Source organism: Patiriisocius marinistellae (genome assembly GCF_009014635.1).
Classification (GTDB): domain Bacteria; phylum Bacteroidota; class Bacteroidia; order Flavobacteriales; family Flavobacteriaceae; genus Patiriisocius; species Patiriisocius marinistellae.
This window is the reverse complement of the sequence record NZ_BKCF01000001.1, coordinates 1028121-1048952: the sequence shown is the minus strand read 5'-3', so window position 1 is coordinate 1048952 and position 20832 is coordinate 1028121. Positions and strand designations below refer to the sequence as shown.

Annotated in this window: 21 protein-coding genes; 19 read left to right on the top strand and 2 right to left on the bottom strand. The window is 32.7% G+C overall.

What is annotated here, in order from left to right:
- Nucleotides 1-8 precede the first annotated feature (8 nt).
- The gene (gene topA, locus GB234_RS04675) at nt 9-2540 is read right to left on the bottom strand and encodes a type I DNA topoisomerase (RefSeq protein ID WP_151893352.1); all 2532 of its coding nucleotides are present in this window, start codon (nt 2538-2540) and stop codon (nt 9-11) included.
- A gap of 422 nt (nt 2541-2962) precedes the next feature.
- Here topA and GB234_RS04670 point away from each other — a divergent pair, with 422 nt between their 5' ends.
- The 14 genes from GB234_RS04670 to GB234_RS04605 all read left to right on the top strand — a co-directional run bounded on the left by GB234_RS04670 (nt 2963) and on the right by GB234_RS04605 (nt 14946).
- The gene (locus GB234_RS04670) at nt 2963-4168 is read left to right on the top strand and encodes a DUF262 domain-containing protein (protein ID WP_151893351.1); all 1206 of its coding nucleotides are present in this window, start codon (nt 2963-2965) and stop codon (nt 4166-4168) included.
- On the top strand, nt 4161-4763 hold the full coding sequence (locus GB234_RS04665; RefSeq protein ID WP_151893350.1) for a HEPN domain-containing protein: 603 nt from the start codon (nt 4161-4163) through the stop codon (nt 4761-4763). The genes GB234_RS04670 and GB234_RS04665 overlap by 8 nt, the downstream gene beginning before the upstream one ends.
- An 851-nt stretch (nt 4764-5614) precedes the next feature.
- Nucleotides 5615-6826: a serine hydrolase domain-containing protein gene (locus GB234_RS04660; RefSeq protein ID WP_151893349.1), complete on the top strand. Its 1212-nt coding sequence runs from the start codon at nt 5615-5617 to the stop codon at nt 6824-6826.
- A gap of 194 nt (nt 6827-7020) precedes the next feature.
- Nucleotides 7021-7251, top strand: a complete 231-nt coding sequence (locus tag GB234_RS04655; protein WP_151893348.1) for a hypothetical protein — start codon at nt 7021-7023, stop codon at nt 7249-7251.
- A 176-nt stretch (nt 7252-7427) separates the two neighbouring features.
- Nucleotides 7428-8540, top strand: a complete 1113-nt coding sequence (locus GB234_RS04650; protein ID WP_151893347.1) for a DUF4932 domain-containing protein — start codon at nt 7428-7430, stop codon at nt 8538-8540.
- Between the two features lie 454 nt (nt 8541-8994).
- The gene (locus GB234_RS04645) at nt 8995-9291 is read left to right on the top strand and encodes a hypothetical protein (RefSeq protein ID WP_151893346.1); all 297 of its coding nucleotides are present in this window, start codon (nt 8995-8997) and stop codon (nt 9289-9291) included.
- Between the two features lie 51 nt (nt 9292-9342).
- The gene (locus tag GB234_RS04640; RefSeq protein ID WP_151893345.1) at nt 9343-9741 is read left to right on the top strand and encodes a VOC family protein; all 399 of its coding nucleotides are present in this window, start codon (nt 9343-9345) and stop codon (nt 9739-9741) included.
- 47 nt (nt 9742-9788) lie between these two features.
- Nucleotides 9789-10658, top strand: coding sequence for a bile acid:sodium symporter family protein (locus GB234_RS04635; protein ID WP_151893344.1), 870 nt, complete (start codon nt 9789-9791; stop codon nt 10656-10658).
- A gap of 62 nt (nt 10659-10720) precedes the next feature.
- Nucleotides 10721-11311, top strand: a complete 591-nt coding sequence (locus GB234_RS15300) for an ATP-binding protein (protein WP_151893343.1) — start codon at nt 10721-10723, stop codon at nt 11309-11311.
- A 168-nt stretch (nt 11312-11479) separates the two neighbouring features.
- Nucleotides 11480-11971, top strand: coding sequence for a hypothetical protein (locus GB234_RS04625; RefSeq protein WP_235906050.1), 492 nt, complete (start codon nt 11480-11482; stop codon nt 11969-11971).
- Entirely contained in the window at nt 11968-12423 is a 456-nt protein-coding gene (locus tag GB234_RS04620) for a hypothetical protein (protein ID WP_151893341.1), read from the top strand. Before GB234_RS04625 ends, GB234_RS04620 begins: the two co-directional genes overlap by 4 nt.
- A gap of 95 nt (nt 12424-12518) precedes the next feature.
- Nucleotides 12519-13601, top strand: a complete 1083-nt coding sequence (locus GB234_RS04615; RefSeq protein WP_151893340.1) for a two-component regulator propeller domain-containing protein — start codon at nt 12519-12521, stop codon at nt 13599-13601.
- Nucleotides 13602-13608: 7 nt separating this feature from the next.
- Nucleotides 13609-14106: a MepB family protein gene (locus GB234_RS04610; RefSeq protein ID WP_151893339.1), complete on the top strand. Its 498-nt coding sequence runs from the start codon at nt 13609-13611 to the stop codon at nt 14104-14106.
- 159 nt (nt 14107-14265) lie between these two features.
- Nucleotides 14266-14946 carry a DUF4377 domain-containing protein gene (locus GB234_RS04605; protein WP_151893338.1) on the top strand — a complete coding sequence of 227 codons (681 nt, stop codon included), beginning with the start codon at nt 14266-14268 and terminating at the stop codon, nt 14944-14946.
- Nucleotides 14947-14992: 46 nt separating this feature from the next.
- On the opposite strand, the gene GB234_RS04600 is transcribed toward GB234_RS04605, so the two are convergent.
- Nucleotides 14993-15784, bottom strand: coding sequence for a hypothetical protein (locus tag GB234_RS04600; protein ID WP_151893337.1), 792 nt, complete (start codon nt 15782-15784; stop codon nt 14993-14995).
- A gap of 133 nt (nt 15785-15917) precedes the next feature.
- On the opposite strand from GB234_RS04600, the gene miaB reads away from it, so the two are divergent.
- The 5 genes from miaB (at nt 15918) to secG (ending at nt 20693) form a co-directional block, all read left to right on the top strand.
- Entirely contained in the window at nt 15918-17354 is a 1437-nt protein-coding gene (gene miaB / locus GB234_RS04595; RefSeq protein WP_151893336.1) for a tRNA (N6-isopentenyl adenosine(37)-C2)-methylthiotransferase MiaB, read from the top strand.
- A 109-nt stretch (nt 17355-17463) separates the two neighbouring features.
- Nucleotides 17464-18744 carry a sigma-54 interaction domain-containing protein gene (locus GB234_RS04590; protein ID WP_151893335.1) on the top strand — a complete coding sequence of 427 codons (1281 nt, stop codon included), beginning with the start codon at nt 17464-17466 and terminating at the stop codon, nt 18742-18744.
- Nucleotides 18745-18749: 5 nt separating this feature from the next.
- Nucleotides 18750-19265, top strand: coding sequence for an LptE family protein (locus GB234_RS04585; RefSeq protein ID WP_151893334.1), 516 nt, complete (start codon nt 18750-18752; stop codon nt 19263-19265).
- A gap of 4 nt (nt 19266-19269) precedes the next feature.
- Nucleotides 19270-20352 (top strand): DUF8458 domain-containing protein, encoded by a 1083-nt coding sequence (locus GB234_RS04580; RefSeq protein ID WP_151893333.1) that lies wholly within the window; start codon nt 19270-19272, stop codon nt 20350-20352.
- Nucleotides 20349-20693 carry a preprotein translocase subunit SecG gene (gene secG / locus GB234_RS04575; RefSeq protein WP_151893332.1) on the top strand — a complete coding sequence of 115 codons (345 nt, stop codon included), beginning with the start codon at nt 20349-20351 and terminating at the stop codon, nt 20691-20693. Before GB234_RS04580 ends, secG begins: the two co-directional genes overlap by 4 nt.
- Nucleotides 20694-20832: the final 139 nt, after the last annotated feature.

The window sequence follows — 20832 nt, the reverse complement described above, 5'->3', positions numbered from 1 at the left end:
ACTCCAATTTACTTTTTCTTTGCTGCTGTTTTCTTTTTTGCTGGTGCTTTTTTCTTTGCAGGCGCTTTTTTCTTCGAAGCCTTATTTTTAGGAGCTTTCTTTGCAATAATATCTAGCGCTTGTTCTAGCGTCATCTCAACTGCTTTTGTCTCTTTAGGCAACTCAATTTTAGTCTTTCCTTTAATTAAGTTAAAACGTCCCCAACGTGCTTTCTCTAAACGAATACCTTCTTCCTCCCAGTTGTGGATTAACTTATCAATCTCTTTTTGCTTTTTAGTTTCTATCAGTTCAATGATGTCTGCTTCGCTCAAATCATCAAAATCATACTTTTTGTTGACGTTGATAAACATATTATTCCACTTAATAAAAGGACCAAATCTTCCTTTACCTTTTTGTACTGGTAAATCCTCATATTCATAAATGGGAGCATCTGCTTTCTTTTTCTCCTCAATGAGCTCCTTTGCAAAAGCCATATCCACATCTAAGGGATCCATGCCTTTAGGCAACGAAACAAACATTTTATCTAATCGCACGTAAGGACCATAACGCCCGTTATTTACCTCAACTTCTTCGCCGTCATAAATACCTAGAGTTTTAGGCAACTTAAACAGGTCCATCACCTCTTCAAAAGTCACTAAATGCAATTGCTGGTCTGGTCGTAAACTCGCAAATTTTTTCTCTTCATCATCTGGCGCACCTATTTGTGCCATAGGCCCAAACTTACCCAAGCGCACTAAAACAGTACGACCACTTTCTGGATCTTCTCCTAGAATACGCTCTCCACTTTCGCGGTCCGCATTTTCTTTTACGTCCTCTACTCTAGGATGAAATTTAGAATAGAAATCTTTCATCATTTTCTTCCATTCCTCTTTTCCTTCTGCAATATCATCAAAATCCTGCTCTACTTTTGCTGTAAAATTGAAGTCTAAAATTGATGAAAAATGCTCTACTAAAAAGTCATTTACAATCAACCCAATATCTGTAGGCACCAATTTTCCTTTATCGCTCCCCACCATCTCGGTAAGGTTGTTATCTTTTATACCATTTTCCTCAAGCGTTAATTGTAAATACTCTCGCTCTTTACCTTCAATGGTTCCTTTTTCAACGTAGTTACGATTGATGATAGTAGAAATAGTAGGCGCGTATGTTGACGGACGACCAATCCCTAACTCTTCTAGTTGCTTTACTAAAGAAGCCTCAGTAAAACGATACGGCGGTCTTGTAAAACGCTCCGTCGCAGTAATATATGTATTATCGAGAGCATCACCTTTAACTAATCGAGGCAACATTCCATCTTGTTCTTCCTCTTCAAAGTCAGTACCTTCTAAATATACTTTAAGGAAACCATCAAACTTTATCATCTCTCCGTTTGCAGTAAATTGTTCCTTTAAAGGTTTTGATCCGTGAATTCCAATCTTTACATTAGTACGTTCTAATTGTGCATCACTCATTTGTGAAGCCAACGTACGTTTCCAGATCAAATCATACAACCTTGCCTGGTCGCTATCCACATTTACGCTATGTTTAGACATATCAGTTGGGCGGATTGCCTCGTGCGCTTCCTGCGCGTTTTTTGATTTTCCTTTATAATTACGTGGCTTACTATATTTGTCCCCGTAAGATTTTTTAATCTCTTTCTCAGCTGCTGCCTTTGCGTCATTTGATAAGTTGACACTATCTGTTCTCATATAAGTAATCAAACCGGCCTCGTATAAACGTTGCGCCATGGTCATAGTTTTACTTACCGAAAAATATAATTTACGTGCTGCCTCTTGTTGCAATGTTGACGTTGTAAATGGAGCTGCGGGAGATTTCTTAGCTGGCTTTTTAACCAAATCTGCCACGTCATAACTCGCTGCAATATTTTTGTCTAAAAACGCGCGGGCTTCTTTTTCTGTCTCAAAGTTTTTAGGCAATTTTGCCTTAAACTTTGCACCATCTGTTGTTGTAAACTCAGCATCTACTCTATAGCTTGCTACTGCAGTAAATGCTTCAATTTCGCGTTCGCGTTCAACAATTAGTCGCACTGCTACACTTTGCACACGCCCTGCAGAAAGCCCACCTTTTACCTTACGCCATAATACTGGGGATAATTCATACCCAACTAAACGGTCAAGCACTCTACGAGCCTGTTGTGCGTTTACTAAGTTATAGTCAATTTTTCTAGGATTTTCAATGGCTTTTAAAATCGCCGTTTTTGTAATCTCATGAAAAACAATACGTTTTGTATTCTCATCTTTTAAATCTAGCTCCTCTGCCAAGTGCCATGCAATCGCCTCACCCTCGCGGTCCTCATCACTAGCCAGCCACACCATTTCTGCTTTCTTAGCATCCTTTTTTAACTCTCGCACTAGCGCTTTCTTGTCTGAAGAAACTTGATAATGCGGCGAAAAATCACCCTCCACATCTACTCCCAATTCCTTAGAAGGTAAATCTGCAATGTGACCAAAACTTGACTTTACCATAAAATCTTTTCCTAAAAATTTTTCAATAGTCTTTGCCTTAGCCGGGGACTCTACAATCACTAAATTTTTTGCCATTTGATGTTTTTTGATATTAATTTCCTTAGAAGCGGAAATCTCATATTTGGGCTACAAAAGTATGTGAAATTTTTATTAAGAAAATTTACTCTCACAATTTTATGTTGAATTTAACGCGGGAACACCTTATTTTACTGGTGATATTTAATGTAGCTTTTTTTATTTACTGCTGAAATTTTAAGAACCTTTTACCTTTAAGTGATGTTTTGAAGCTAGGGTTAGGGTAATTTTTTTGTCTATATATAGGTGTATAATTGAAAAAAGAACTTTATAATTATATTTTGATGGATATTGGAAAAGTTTTTAATAATATATCTTTACAGTATAACGACAACAAAAAAATGTTATTATCACGATTATATTGCGGGATATCAACAACAGGATGACTCTTTTAATACGTTGGGCACAATTAAAAACAAACTATGAGTAACTATAATATATTTAATGATTTTGGAAACGAAAATGAAGATGATTTAATTCAAAAAATCAACTCATTCGATGAAGCAGTAATTTGGGGAACTGATTGGACTACAGAAACTATCACAAATCAACTATTCAGAAAAAACATAGACCTTTTTCCAAAATTCCAAAGGAGAGATGCTTGGTCTAAAGTTGCCAAAAGTAAATTTATAGAATCATTAATTTTAGGACTTCCCATACCTCAAATTATTCTTGCTGAAAAAAAGAATGAAAAAGGAAAGTACATTGTAATTGATGGAAAGCAAAGATTATTAACAATTAGGCAATTTTTTGCTAAAGAAGAAAATGACGATTTTACTCAATTTAAATTAAGTGGATTAGAAGTTTTAAGTCAATTAAACAGAAAGTCATTTAGTGATATTAAAAACAATCCAGAATTCAATCAAGTACTAAATCAATTATATAATCAAACTATTCGCACTACAGTAATTAAAAATTGGCCAAATGAAGAATTCTTATTTACAGTTTTCCTAAGGTTGAACACAGGTAGTATCAAATTAAGCCCTCAAGAACTAAGACAAGCTCTTCACCCTGGTCCTTTTATAGATTATGCCGACTCTTTTTCAATAGAAAGCGAACCTATAAAGACTATGCTAAACCTGAAACAACCTGATTACAGAATGAGGGATGTTGAAATGGTAATTAGGTATTTTACGTTTAAATATTTTATTGAATCTTACGATGGTAATTTAAAAAAAGCGTTTGATAACACTGTAAAGCAATTAAATGAAAATTGGGAACAATCTGAAAATAGAATTCTATCAGATGCTCAGAACCTTAACAACGCTATTCAATTTACTATAGAAACTTTTGGAGCAAAAGAGGCTTTCAGTAAATGGAGTGATGGTAAATTTAAAGGAAACTTTAATCGAGCGATTTTTGATATCATGGTATACTATTTTAGTAACCCAGTTATTTTAGCAAACTTGCAAAATAAACAAGAAGAAATTGTCAATAACTTTAAAGAAAAATGTGAAACCGATTTTGAATTCATCACTTCTTTTGAACATACAACGAAGAGCATACCAAACACAGGTAAACGTTACGAAACGTGGGGAAAAATAATAGCAAGAATATCAAATCTTAATATTGATATCCCAACAATTGCTGAAAATAGACTTGAACTAAAAAAATCAAACAATGGCTAAATCAAGAAGATTAAGGCAATTAATTTCTCGTCTTAATTTTCTTGAAGCTAATATTTTACCAGCAGAAAGAATTAACGGAAATTATACAAAGAAAGAACAGGATTTAATTCGTAGCTACGTACTTCTATGCCATGCAGAAATTGAGGCATATATTGAAGATAAAGCTAAAGACAGAATTAGTAAAGCATTAGCAGATTGGGTAAGCACAAGGAAAAGAAGTAGTTGTCTAAAAAGTGTTTTAGCATACACAGGTAATGAAATAGATTTTAGTCGAGACCAAAATGCAATTAATAACATAGAGCATAGAATCCAACGAACTGTAGGACATTATTTGAATGCTGTCGTTGATAGAAACCATGGGGTTAAAGAAAAAAATATTATTAGCATGCTACTTCCTTTAGGCATTGAGTATAATGAACTTGACCAAACTTGGCTAGGCATTATGGAATCATTTGGTGCAACAAGAGGAAACATAGCACATAATACGACCCAAGTTCAAAATCAAATTGACAGAAATACTGAACTTACCCGAATTAAAAACCAAATATTGCCGGAGTTAGAAAGAATTGATGAATTAATAAGGAAATTAAAATAACTGTGCCCAACACCGTATATAATTTATTGCTGGCTTCTCGCCTACTTACGAAAGTCCTTGCGGACTTTCTTGGGCGGTAATTATTTACTAAATTAGTTGCTTAAACCACGCAACAAACCATATACAAACACGTTCTCTACAATTTAAAAAAAGCATCGTGATTGAATTATCCAAAAAGCAAATTATATATCTAATCGGAATTGGAGCGTTCATTTTAGCGACAATTATAGGGTTTACATATTTTGTTCGAGTTGCGCTTCGAGATTTACAAATATGGTTTAATCAAGAGCCAAATCTGAATTTCTGGATTACGGAATTTTCGCTGTTTATAGTTTATATTTTACTCGGATTATACTCAATTCGGACAATAAAAACTCTTGAAAATTTTACGGAAAAAAGATTACGAAAAATATTCTTTTTGTGGATTATCGCATTTATCGTTTCACAACTATTTCAATTTTTATACACGATTTTCGGAACTGATTTTGTTCTCGATAACCGACTTGATGAATTTTCAAATTACACGGATTTTATGCGTAAAGAATATTTGCTAAATTCGTATAATTCTTTATTTGCAATAATACGCTATCTGATTTTTGCTGTGATGATATACATTGCGGGGAAAAACCGTAGAGAACAACGTATATAGGCAATGCGGGAGTTGTCGCTTGACCAAAAGTTTGGGGATATTTGGAAGTCGCCGAATTTTTACAAATCCGACTTTTGACAAGAAAAATTAAAAAGCGGAATTTGTAAAAATCAGATTGTGCTCAACCTAATGGCAACAGCCATTTACTGCCGTACTGACCATATACATGAACGTTAACCACAACCTTACAAAAACGACCTAAATGAAAAACATCATTACTTTAATTTTAATTTTTGCAATAGCAATCTCGTGTAAGCAGAGTTCTGAAATAAAAAAATCTAAAGATAATTCACCAATCATTGACACATTAACCACTCAAATTGATAGAATAAAGAAAGAAGGTAAAATCGTTGGTTTTTCAGTAGCTATGGTCGACACAATTGGTTTTTTTTATAACAAAGGTTTTGGATATTCGGATTTAGCATCAAAAAAAGAATATTCAACAGAAACAATTCAATATGTGGCTTCAATTTCAAAAACTTTAATCGGAGTTTCATTAATGAAAGCTCAAGAAATTGGAAAACTCAACCTTGACGACCCAATTAATAAACATTTGTCTTTTGAAGTTGTAAATCCTAATTTTCCAAATAATCAGATTACAATAAGACAACTCGCAATTCATACTTCATCTATTATAGATGCAGATATATTTTGGGAAAACGATTATATTTTAATTAATAAAAATCATCCGAAAAATACTGGAATCCCAAAATATTTTAATGAACCAAAAAGTGGAATTCCAATATCTAAATTTCTTAACCAATTACTCGCTATTAATGGCGAATTGAACAATGGCGAAAGCTTTTCCAAAAATGAGCCGAACCAAAAATTTGATTATTCTAATGTTGGTTCGATACTCTGTGCTTTGATAATTGAAAACGCCACAAATATGTCATTTCAAGAATTTACAAAAAAACAAATCCTTGAACCATTGAAAATGAAGTCTTCCGGTTGGTCAATTGAAGAAGTAAATGCAAAAAACCGTTCAACTTTATATGTTACTAACGAACAAAGAATGGCTGATTATAAAACTATCGGATTTCCTTCAACTGGCTTTATTACATCCAGTAAAGACTTGGGTAAATTTTTATCAGAACTAATGAATGGCTATTCTGGAAAAGGAAAGATTTTGTCTAATAAAAGTTACGATGAACTTTACAAAAAACAATTAGTCAAAAGTCAACTTCCAGAAGGCGCAACTGCAAATGTTGGTATTTTTATAGACTATTCAAAAAGAGGTTTAGGTTATAACGGCTACGATGCAGGACTAATGGCATATATGTATTTCAATCCCGAAAATCTAATAGGTAAAGTTTTAATCATAAACACAGACACGGATTATGACGAAAATGTTAGTTCAAGTTTAGATGAAATTTGGGAACTACTAGGAAAATTCGAGAACAAATTCGACTGAAAAAATTATGGTAATTATATATAGCCCATACTATGCTTAACCGAAAAGAAACAGACTTTTTTACATGCAACTAGACGTATATAAGACCGTTGGCAATAAACTTGACCAATTCAAAAACAATAAATATAAAATATCAAGGCGTTTAATAATTTTTCGGAACTGGTTCGCAAACAACAAATAAAAAAATTGCTAGAGTGACAAATTTTTCTAAAGCCGATTTAAGAGTTCTATCTTTAATACAAGAAAGAAATGCAGTTATTTCAACAGATATTCATTTTAATGAAATAGGTAGTGGAAGTTCAAATATGTTAATGGTTTGTATAGTAGGAGCATCAATTCGAGGAACTAACATGGAAAATTTTAGATGGAAAATAGAGATACAATTATTAAGGTTTTTGAATGAACCGATAAATTGGAAGCAATAGCAATGGAAATAAAATAATTATTACCGGCAACACCGTATACAATTAATTATTTAGTTATAGCTTAATTGCAGAATTAGGTGCTTAAAGAAGGAACTAATCTTAAATAAGAATCTTAGCAAATATTATGACCAAAACTGTAACAATTGTGAAAGAAGACAATCTTAATAATAAAAATTATGAAGAAAACATCATTTCTAATTAATGCTCTTCTTATAATCACACTGTTTGCTTGTAAAGAAAATAATTCAACACAATCTGATATTACCGAGAATGTAGAAACAAATAAAGTTGTTTTCAAAGTTGACGCAAAAATAGAATTATTAAGAATAGCATTTAATTTGGCAGTCCAAGACTATATTGACCCAAAAATGCTTCCTTGTGACACTGATTATTCGAAACGTGTAAATAAACACTTTGAGAATTTTAAAAATCACCAATTAATAAAATACATAGATGATTCGCCAAACATAATAATTGATTTCCCAACAATTGGTTTGATGTTTAAAGATTTAGAAACTTTTGAATTTGATAATACTTATTTTCAAGAACTCTCGGGATTTAAGATGACAAAAAATGAAATTGACTCGTTACAACCACTTTTGATTGACTTCAGTAAAAAATCAAATTTTGAAATTTTCTTTGAGAAAAATAAAAGTTATTATCAAGATGCTTTGAAAACTATTGAAAAACAAGTAAACGAAGAAAAACTCTTTGACAAAATTGTGAATTTTTTTCAATCCAAAGAAAAGGGTTTAGAAATGATTGTTTTTGTTGAATTGACGAATAGTTTTAATAACAAAGCTGTGTCCTTTTTCGATAATTATAATCCAAAAAAAAGAGCAACAATTTTAGCAAATATTTGTGAAAAGCCTGATAAGTCAAATTCTACTAATGAAATAATGGAATTAGATGATAATAGACGTGGAATTTTATATCACGAAACATCACATTTATTTACAGATAAATTATTAAATAAATACATTGGAGACTTAAGTCAATACAGGCCTATCTGCGAGGATTGTAACGAAATTGAAATAAAAGATAAAGTTGACCATCTTATAGTAAATCCTTTGCAATGGTTATTACAACATAGAATAAATTCAAAAGATGATGGACATAATTATTTTCTAAATGAATGCGAAGATATCAGAAAGGAAGTTTATACAAAACTCAATGAATATCAACCAGATAAAGAGATATCTTTTGAACAAATATATTCTGAATGTATAAACTTAATAAAACTATCAGCATCTGAAAAATTACAATCTACCAATAATGAATTGAGGTAAAAAACAATCGTTTCTCCATAAATAGTGATGTAATATTATTCTATACTCAGAGATTCCATATATTGAATCTCTGAGCTTTTTAATTTCGTAATAGACTATTTATCTTGGCAATACTAATATGCATTTTTTATTAAACGGCCTACCTTATTTCACAATAGCAAAAACTTGTATCATTAGTTTGTTGACCACCGCAATCAATGCGGGAGTTGTTGCTTATTCAAAAGTTAAGGTATATTTGAAAGGCGTCGAATTTCAAAAAAATAATTTGTCGCAGTATTTTAGGACAAGTCATTTAGGATAAGTGAGTGAAATTTAAATATCTATTTTTTAATCTAATTTTATTTTCCCCTCTTGCTTGTGGAGAAAACGGAAATAAAAATCATACAAAAACCTTGAAATGAATTTAAAAGAAAACGATAAAATTCTAAAAATATCTAAGAGTTTAAAAAAAGGAATGATTGAATATATTGAACCGGGAGAATCTGAATATACAGCGTCTGATGTGGAAAAATGTATGATATTAATTAATAATTTTCTTGACAAAGTATCAAAATCTGAATCAAAAGAAAGCGGAATGTTACTTGTTAAAAATGTGGTCCTTGATCTTAATAATTTGAACGAAAACTGTGATTACGAACTAATTGAAACTGGGCAAAGAGAACAAATTGCTGAAATTATTATTTTAGCTGGACATTTAAAAGGTTATAATGACATAAATGAAGATATAACAGAAGAGTGGAGAGATTGGTAGAGGCCTAATAGTTTGAAATCTAAAAAAACACTAATTAAAGAAAATCCTAACATGAAACAACAAATTACTACGTTTCTTACATTTCAAAAAAGTAATGCTGAAGACGCAATGAATTTTTATGTAGATTTATTCGATAATTCTAAGATTATTAATATTCAACGTTGGGGCGAAAATGGACCGGTTGAAAAAGGTAAAATCATGCGTGCTACATTTGATTTAAACGGGAACTTATTTATGTGCAGCGACAGTCCACCCATTCATGCTTGGGATTTTACACCCGCCGTTTCTAATTACATTGAATGTGAAAATGAAGTTGAACTCGCAAACCTTTTTGAAAAATTATCTGCAAATGGAAACATAATGATGCCATTAGATAATTATGGATTTAGCCAAAAATTTGGTTTTCTAGAAGATAGATTTGGAATATCATGGCAACTAAATTTAGAATAGAAAAAAGAAAACCAGACACCAACAAAAGCGTATAAAAAAAATTGAGTATGGATATAGGTACCATTATTCTCGCAGTAGCTTTAATCATCATCATGTTTGGTATGGGTTTATCGCTCGTAAAAGATGATTTTATAAGATTACTAAAGGAACCTAAGGCTATTTTAATAGGCCTTGTAAATCAAATTATTTTGCTACCTATTATTGCTTATCTCCTACTTCGTGTTTTACATGTAAATACAGATATTGCTATTGGGATAATGATTTTAGCGGCTTGCCCTGGCGGACCAACTTCAAATCTTGTTACATTTTTAGCAAAAGGTGATGTGGGCTTATCTGTTTCGTTAACTACGGCAAATAGCTTAATTACTATTTTTACAATTCCGTTTGTGGTTGATTTTGCATTACGTCATTTTCTAAATGCTAATGAGATGATTGAAATTGACAAACTTCAAACAGTCATTCAAATTTTTGTTATTGTGATTATTCCTGTTACCATTGGTATGATTGTAAAAAGTGTAAGACCTGTGTTTGCAAATAAGATGAATAAGCCTGTTAAAGTTATCTCGGCTGCGGTGTTATTTTTAGTAATTATTGCTTTGGTCTTAAAAAAGAAAGAAGACATTACTCCCTATTTACAGCAGGCAGGTGTGGCCACGTTATTATTAAACATTGCAACGATGTCTATAGGTTTTATTTCAGCAAAGATCTTTAAATTAAATAGTTCGCAGTCAATAACAATTTCAATTGAGTCTGGTATTCAAAATGGTACTATGGCAATCGCTATTGCTTCAGGTATTTTAATGAATGAAAATTATGCAATTGCTCCTGCGGTGTATAGTCTTATCATGTTTCTCACAAGCGGCATCATTATCGCGCTAGGAATGAGGACCATATCATCTACAAAACATAAGAATTAAGTATATTAGTAGGCACATTTCAGAAATAAAACAAAAAGTATTTCTGAAAATTTAACTAAAAAATGAATCCTAAATTTCTTCCAAAAAAGATAACCTCAACATTAACGTGGCGACAGTTACTTATAAATGAGAAAGAATTCCGTCTCATTAAAAAGCTGGAGACACGATTAAATAAACAGGTTTTAGAGAGTAACAAAAGTCATTTAGCGTTATTCCATGGACCTCCGGGAACTGGAAAAACACTCACTGCAAGCTTGTTAGGAAAATATACAGGGCGCGATGTGTATAGAGTAGACTTATTCTTGGTTATTTCAAAATATATAGGCGAAACAGAGAAAAATCTCGCAACTATTTTTCAAAAATTATTGAGCAAAGATGCCATATTATTTTTTGATGAAGCAGATGCTATTTTTGGTAAGCGTACAGCGGTGAGAGATGCGCACGATAAGTTTGCTAATCAAGAAGTTTCATATTTGCTACAAAAAATTGAAAACCATCCAGGATTAGTTATATTTTCAGTAGCAACATTAAAAAATATAGATGATTCTTTTACAAGAAGATTTGAAACAATTGTTGCATTTAAACACCTCTCTGTCATGCAAAGAAGTATGTTTAAGTTTAAAAATTATTTTAGAACATTTATACGCTCTTAACAACACTCGATATATCTTTGAAAATATCTTTTTCTAAAAAAAGAAAACTCATAATTAATTTTCAAAGACACCTGCATCAAAAAAAATAAACCTACAATTATAAAGCACAAAATCATTAGATTCTTTATAGTGTTATGTATTGTTTTACTACAAATTGCGTTTCTGGCAATGACAGTAAAAGAGACATACCAGTTTAATAAATTTGCTACTACCCTATCATTGATTTCTATTATACTTACACTGGTTTTTGGGTATCACTATTTAGATCTACATCACAAAAAATATTCATATCAAAAAATCTCAGTAGTGCTTTGGGTTACTTTGGGAGCGTTAATTTGTTATGTATTAAGTATCTATTTTAAATTAGGTAGTGTTATATCAGCAGGCATCACAGGTACGTTAGCTTCATTTATTCCCCTTTTCAATAAAGAATCTGTTTATTTAAAAAAACTACCTAATGCACTCTATTGTGGTGCTTTTGTAGGAATGTCAAGCACAATTATAGCTCCGTCAATTGTATTTATAATTGCTGCTGGTTGTATTGCTGGAGGAGTTTATATGTTTTCTAAAAGTTTATTTGTTGGTATGGGTGGAAAACTTGGAACCATCGCTTTTGCAGGTGTTGTGACTGTAGTGCTTTTAAACTGGCTATTGTTATGAATGAATTTATCATTATAATCACAGGAGTTTTAGGAGCGACACTTACTTTCTATGTTAGCAAAAATCTTAAACAAGGTGCAGTGAGAGCCTCTGCCTTACTATCATTAGCCGTGGGGTTATTTTTTTATTGTTTTCCAGAATTACTCAATGAGTATGCAACAACACATATCCCTATTGTATTTATGGGTACGTCTTTCATTGGGATGGTTTCTTCAAAAGTGCAAACAAATTATATAGTACTTGCAGTCGCAGGCTTTTTATTTAGTTTTATTTACCTCAGCAAAAGCAATTTTTTTGACGGCTATGGAGGTGCTATTGGCACTCTAGCACTAATTTCGCTACTTGTAATTATGGCTTTCTCTAAGATAATCCCTAAAAGTACAAGGTTAGATAATGTGATCTTAAGCCTAAAAAGGGCTGCTTTAAAATTTAAAAAAAAGATTACATTTTAGCTTTTAAATTTTGACATCATTTTACACTTTTTTTACATTTAAAAGTCTGGAGTATTTAAACAATCTTGTAGGTTTGAGTAATAATATAATCAATCATGAAAACCTTTAAAATCTTCTTTCTAGCAACAAGCCTACTATTCATTTATTGTAAAGGACAATTACCAAATGACCAAAATGAGAATAAAACTAGCACCTTAGGTGCAATAGTTTCAAAAATGGATGAAAAAATTTGGAAAGTCTATCAAGATAAAAATGACAACTACTGGTTTGGGAGTAACGGTAATGGAGTTTACTATTTTAATGGTAAACAACTTAGAAATTATACAACAAAAGATGGATTGATTGATAATGCCATTCGCGGATTTCAAGAAGATACTTTAGGAAATATATTTATAGAAACTCACTCTGGCATCAGTAAATTTAACGGATCAAAATTTATAACTTTAATTCCTGAAATTTCTGAAGAAAATAAATGGAAACTAACGGCTACAGATTTGTGGTTTCACACTAATAAAACAGAAATTGACGTATATAGATACGACGGCGAATCACTCATAGGTTTACAACTCCCAAGAAAAGATTTAGACAAAGCCTTTGAAACTAAAGTCGTAGGCTTAGGATTTAAAGACATGTCTACCAGCCCTTATTCTATTTTTGGGATTGACAAAGATAAAGACGGGAATATGTGGTTTGGGACTATCGTTGCAGGCGCTTTTAGGTATGACGGAACTTCTTTTTTATGGTTCCTAGAAAAAGAACTTTCAACATTAACAGACGGGCGTGTACCGGGTGTTCGTTCTATAATTCAAGATAAAAATGGTCACTTCTGGCTGAGTAACTTTATTAGCAAATATAAGGTTAGTGAAGATGGTTCCAGTTATGAAAAATTTGAAGGGATTTCTAAATCGATAACATTCTTCGATAATCGCATTCCTTATTTTAATGCGGGTCTTGTAGATAACTTCGGAAATTTGTGGATGACAACATATACGGGCGGTGTTTGGAAATACGATGGAAAAACGCTTTCAAATTATCCTGTATTTCATGAAGATGAAGACGTTTTGTTAATTTCAATATATAGCGATAATGATAATATGCTATGGCTAGGAACAGATAACGCTGGGGTTTTTAAATTTAATGGTGAGACATTTGATAGATTTGAACCTATAAATAATTAAGCTAAAAATGAACAATACGCTACGCTATATAGAAGATGAAGTGTATACTCCCTGTGCATTTAAAATCTCAAATTTTAAAGTAGAAGCTGAAAGTAAGGGCTATGCTGCTTGTAATTTTTTGCTAAATGGATTACGTGTAATTAGCAGAAATGCTAAAATTACTCCTAAAAAGACAGGCCAATTTGTGACCTTTTGGAAACGAAAAAACGATGGTCCCATTGAGCCGTTTCAAAAAGAAGATATTTTTGATTTTTATATTGTAAACCTAAGCACTGAAAACACGATAGGGCAATTTGTTTTTCCTAAATCAATTCTCATTAAAAAAGGTATTATTTCAACACACAAAAAAGAAGGCAAAAGAGGATTTAGGGTATATCCTACTTGGGATATACCAACAAGTACCCAAGCATTGCGTACTCAAAAATGGCAATTGGATTATTTCTACGAGATTAAAGACCCTATAAATACAGCTTTGGTTAAATCACTTTATTACCTTGATGTTTAAAGCTAAAATCTTCACTTCGGAAATTTTAAACAACATCAAAAGACTTAAATTCTTAATATTTCCGAAGTAAATTAAATACATTAATTGCCCTACATAATATTAATGATTATTTGTAAAGCTCTTCAAATTATTTAGTTTTGTTATATAAACAGAAAGACTATGAGACTATTTAAAATCTTTGCAATATCAATCGTTTTAGTAATGTTACAATCATGCACAACGTATGAAACCGAAGTAATGTGGGTGAGTGGTGCAAAAACAACATGTGATGCAGGCGCTGGAAAAATGCAATGTCTCAAAGTTTATAAGGGTGAAGATATAAATAACCCTAAATGGGAAAATTTTTATGCAGGCATTGAAGGATTTGAATTTGAAGAAGGCTTCCTTAAAAAAATTGAGGTTAAATATAAACCCATAGAAGATGCCCCTGCAGATGCCTCTTCTATTAAATACATATTTGTAAAAGAACTTGAAAAGCGAGAGGACTTTAAAAGCATGATTGAAGGAGACTGGATAGGGTCTCGTATTAAAAACAATCCTATTCACAGAGGATACAAATTACCTCAAATACAAATTGAAAGTAACGAAATGCTTGTTAGTGGTATGGGAGGTTGCAATAATTATAATGGAGAAATCAAAAATCTTACAAATACAAATATTGAATTTGGTAATATTGTGAGTACAAAAATGGCATGTATTAATCGTAATGTAGAACGAGAATATTTTGAAACTTTAAATACTGTAAACACTTATAAAATTGAAGAAAACACTCTTTCTTTTTTTAATGCTGAAGGAAAAGAGGTTATGTATTATGTTAAAAAAACCACTCCATCAAAGTAAATAAACAATGATAGAGAGGTTTTTCTAATTAAATTTTAAGGTTTTTTTAAAATTTTTCAATCTCAGATATTGCAGCATCGCTAGGGTCATCATCAAACCCAATGGTGTCTTTATATACATAGTAAATAGGTATGTAAGCAAACATAGCTGTAAAAAACAAACCTACTCCACAAGCAAGTACCCCTAAGTAAGCGATTAAACCTCCCAAAATAAGAAGGCCAAAAATGGGCAGCCAGTATTTATTACCCAGTTTAAATGATGCAGATATATTTTCTTTTGCCATCAAATCTGGATTAAACGCAAATATAACCCCAGATAAACTTAGAGGTACCATCACGTAAAACAAAGGCAAATAACAAAGTAGCATTGCAATTAAAGCAACTCCCATAGTTGCTAAAGACAATAAAAACAATTTTTTAAAACTAGCTTTTTTAAGATAATCAAAATACCCTCCAGTATCCATAGGTTTTCCAGTATCAGCCTTTTTACACACTTGATAAAAATGCGCCATAATTGCAATAGAAAATGTTTGCATTAATGCAGAAACTATTAATATTAATAAAAACAACCCTACAAACGAAGGTATCATCGCGGGGTCAAAACCATTAGCTCCTTCAAATCGTTCTGCACCACCCGCAATAAAAAAATTAACTCCCAATATAGCAAACATCCCAACATACATAAGGATTATTACAGGAATCGAAATCACCATCATTAATAACAAATGGACAAATCCTTCCACCCACACTTTTTTAAATAACTCAAAACTTTTACTCAATACATTTCCAAAATCGAAGGAAGTAGATTGCTCAATTTGCGATAATAATCGTTGGTACATTGGTTTTTGGTTTAGATTAATACCTAGCTAATATAATAAAATCCTTTCTGCCACAATGGCAGAAAGGACAAATAATTCATATCTTTGCATACTAATTGACTATCATTTTGTCCAGTCGATTGTACAACTGCTTATGGAAAAGAAAATTGATGAAACCAAACAAGGAAATTCCCTTGTACTTGAAGCTAAAGACTCCAACAAACGCAAGCTTTTTATTGAAAGTTACGGGTGTGCTATGAACTTTAGTGACAGCGAAATTGTAGCCTCTATCCTTTCTAATCAAGGATTTAACACTACAAATGAATTAGAAGAAGCAGATCTTGTTTTAGTTAACACGTGTTCTATTAGAGATAAAGCAGAACAAACTGTACGTAAACGTTTAGAAAAATACAACGCTGTTAAAAGAGATATCAACCCAAAAATGAAAGTGGGAGTTCTAGGCTGTATGGCAGAGCGTTTAAAAGAAAAATTCTTAGACGAGGAAAAAATTGTGGATATGGTCGTAGGGCCAGATGCCTACAAAGACCTCCCAAACTTACTAGCTGAAGTTGAAGCAGGAAATGATGCTGTAAATGTTATACTGTCTAAGGAAGAAACGTATGGAGATATTTCTCCTGTACGTTTAAATTCTAATGGAATAAATGCGTTAGTTAGCATTACAAGAGGGTGCGATAATATGTGCACGTTTTGCGTAGTTCCTTTCACCCGTGGGCGCGAACGTAGTAGAAATCCACAAAGTATTCTTGATGAAATTCAAGATTTAGCAAATACTGGATATAAAGAAATTACGTTACTAGGTCAAAATGTAGATAGCTACGTTTGGTATGGTGGCGGACTCAAAAAAGATTTCAAAAATGCAACCGAAATGGAAAAAGCAACCGCAACTTCCTTTTCTCAATTGCTAGAAATGGTAGCAAAAGCACAACCTCAAATGCGCGTTCGGTTTTCAACTAGTAATCCGCAGGATATGACTGAGGATGTCTTCCATGTAATGGCAAAATACCCTAACATTTGCAACCATATTCATTTACCCGTTCAAAGTGGAAGTAATCGCATTTTAAAAGAGATGAATCGCCAGCATACCACTGAGGAATATTTAACGTTAGTAGATAAAATTAGAGAAATCTTACCTAACTGCTCTATCTCACAAGATATGATTACAGGTTTCCCTACGGAAACGGAACAAGATCACAAAGACACCCTCGCATTGATGGAAAAAGTACGTTACGCCTTTGGGTATATGTACAAATATAGTGAACGTCCAGGGACAATGGCAGCCCGTAAATTTGAAGATGATGTTCCCGAAGCAACAAAGAAAAGAAGACTAACCGAAATTGTAGAGCTCCAAAGAAAACACGGAGCCGAAATCACTCAAAGCTTCGTTGGGAAAACAACCGAAGTCTTAATTGAAAGAGCCTCAAAAAAGAACCCAAACGAGTGGAGCGGTCGCAACGAACAAAGTATTACAGTCGTCTTCCCTAAAGCAGGTTATAAATTAGGGGATATTGTAAAAGTAAAAATTAACAGTTGTACTAGTGCAACGTTGATTGGTGAAGCGGTTAACTATTAATTATAGTTTAACTCTTAGCGTATAATGGAGGAAACAAATAAAATTTTTGAATTCGTATTAAATTTCGGGTTCTAAATCGAATTAAATTTCGATTTCAAATCATTTAAATATGGAAAGCGTACAAGCAACAAAACAGCGATTTGGGATTATAGGGAATGACCCTAAGCTCAATCGTGCCATAGAAAAATCAATCCAAGTTGCTCCTACTGATATTTCGGTATTAGTTACAGGAGAAAGCGGTGTGGGAAAAGAAAGCATCCCGCGTATTATTCACGCACTTTCACATAGAAAACACGGTAAATATATAGCTGTAAACTGTGGTGCCATTCCTGAAGGCACTATTGACAGTGAACTTTTTGGACATGAAAAAGGAGCCTTCACTGGAGCTACAGCAACTCGTAGTGGTTATTTTGAAGTCGCAGACGGTGGTACTATTTTTTTAGATGAAGTTGGTGAACTCCCACTCCCTACACAAGTACGTTTATTACGTGTTCTTGAGAATGGAGAGTTTTTAAAAGTAGGTTCGTCAAAAATACAAAAGACAGATGTACGTATAGTAGCAGCGACCAATGTAAAAATGGTAGAGGCGATTGAAAAGGGTAAGTTTAGAGAAGACTTATTTTACCGCTTAAGCACCGTAGATATTAATCTCCCTCCTTTAAGAGAACGCGCAGAAGACATCCATTTATTGTTTAGAAAATTTGCGTCAGATTTTGCACAAAAATATAAAATGCCAACAGTGCGACTTGATGAAAGTGCTATAAGCTTATTATTACAATATCGCTGGAGCGGAAATATTAGACAACTGCGTAACGTAGCTGAACAAATAAGCGTATTAGAGCAACAACGTGAAATCAACGGTAACAAACTACGCCAGTATTTACCTAATATGAGTACTAATTTACCCGCAGTAATTGGCACTAAAAAATCTGAAAGTGATTTTAGCAACGAGCGAGAAATTTTATACAAAGTATTATTTGATATGCAGCGTGATGTTAATGACCTTAAAAAATTAACGCTAGAATTAATGAACAACGGTAATGCTAGCAAGGTAAAAGAAGAAAACAGTTCATTAATTAAAAAAATTTACAATGAAGATCAAAACCATGAAGAAGAGCTAGCAGCATATGTAGATGATGACTACAGTAGCGACCGTTCGCATGATATTGAAGTTGTTGAAGTTCCATCAAACCCACAAGACCAAAGAAAAGGAAACTATGATTTTGCTGAGGAAATTGAAGAAGAAGAAAATCTTTCTCTACAACAAAAAGAACTCGAGCTTATCAAAAAATCGTTAGAAAAATATGATGGTAAACGCAAAGATGCCGCAGATGAGTTAGGAATTTCAGAAAGAACATTGTATCGCAAGATTAAACAATATAACTTGTAACCCTTATGAAGGTATTTACTAAAATAGGCATATTTGCAATTTTCATACTCACTACTTTTCAAAGTTGTGGAGTCTATTCCTTTACAGGAGCAGATATTGATTATAGTAAAACAAAAACATTTCAAGTCAATTACTTTCAAAACAATGCTCAAATTATTGAGCCTGGAATTGAAAGGACATTTACACAACAGCTCCAAGAAATCCTTTTAAACCAAACAAGCCTTGACCTAGTTACAAACAATGGAGACCTCACTTATGAAGGTGAAATTGTAGAATATTATACCGCTCCAATTACCGCAACATCACAAAACACCGCAGCCCAAAACAGATTAACAATATCAGTCAACGTGAGGTTTTTCAATAAAAATGATGATGAAAAAGCCTTTGAACAGCGTTTCTCATTTTATAAAGATTACTCAGGACAACAATTATTATCAGGGTCAGCTCTAGATGATGTGCTTGACGAAATTTTTGAAAGAATTACCCAGGATATTTTTAATAAGTCACTCGCAAATTGGTAGCCAAGTGAATACAGAAAAATACACATCACTTTTAGCAAATCCAGGCAAAATTAAGGCTGAAGATCTCCCTACGCTTAATAGCATCGTGGACAGCTATCCTTATTTTCAAAGTGCACGCGCACTATTACTTAAAGGTTTAAAAGCCGAGGGAAGTTTTCGCTACAACGACACCTTAAAAGTTACCGCAGCACATACAACCAACCGCGATATATTATTTGATTACATAACTTCAAAAACATTTGAACAGAATGAGATTTCTAAACAAGTTTTACAGCATGATGTCGCGGCAAACGAGATAGAGGTCGTCTTAGAAGATGTCTCAGAAAAAGTAAGTTTAGCGCTTGACAAGCAAATGAAGCAAGAGCTTCAAAAGGCTGAGGCTATCCTAGACCCTACCCTATTCGAAAGAAAAGCCAAAGATGTACAACAACTTTTAACTTTAAAAGAATTACAAGCAAGAGCTTCGGAAATTTTAAAAGGGGAAGATAAAAGCGTTGATGATACTAAAATAGAGGCGAAAGCTAACATCGAAAATGTTTCTAAAAAAATAGAATTTTCAGAAAAAGAGGAAATAAATACAGAGGTTGAATTAAATGAAATTAATTTAAACGCTGGAATTTCCGAAGAGAAAATCGAGGTCGATGCGCCATTACAATTTAAAAAAGAAGACACACATTCTTTTAGTGAATGGTTGAAACTAACGCAAGCAAAGCCCATTGAGCGCTCAATAGTGGAGACTGTTAATGAAGATCACGTTTCCGAAGAAAAAAAGGAAAATAAAATTGATGAAAATGATGATGATGAGAAAATACGTAAGTTTCAATTGATTGATAAATTTATTCAAGATCGCCCAAAAATAGTTCCGCAGGAAAAAAATAGCCTACAAAAAAATACAACTACCCCTTTCGTTGAATCCTCAAACTCTTTGATGACAGAGACTTTAGCGAAGGTTTATTTGCAACAAAAAAATTATAAAAAGGCAATCCAAGCTTATAAAATATTAATTTTGAAAAATCCCGAAAAAAGTGGTTTCTTTGCAGACCAAATTCGAGCAGTAGAAAAACTGATAAATAAAGAAGACTCATGAGTACGTTTACAATATTTTTAATCTTAATCATTTTCGTAGCATTTTTGCTAATAGTAGTAATCATGGTTCAAAACCCTAAGGGTGGCGGATTATCATCGTCTTTTGGAGGCGGCGGTACACAGCAATTAGGTGGCGTGCAAAAAACAACAGATTTCCTTGACAAGAGTACTTGGACATTAGGAGGGCTTTTATTAGTACTTATTTTACTTTCAAGTATTCCATTAGTAGGAAGTCTAGACACAGTACAATCAACAGTGCAAGATACTGATGCAATTGAAATCCCTGCTCCAGCAGCAAATGATGTTATCACAACAGATCCTGAAACTGACGGAGGAAATTAAAACATTTTACTTTTGTAAATCTAAGTCCCGATTCTACCGAATCGGGATTTTTTTTGTACTTTTCTTTTAATTATAGCGTTATTATTATTCATCTTTTAAATGAATTGCACAAAAAACTATATAATTCACTTAAAACAAT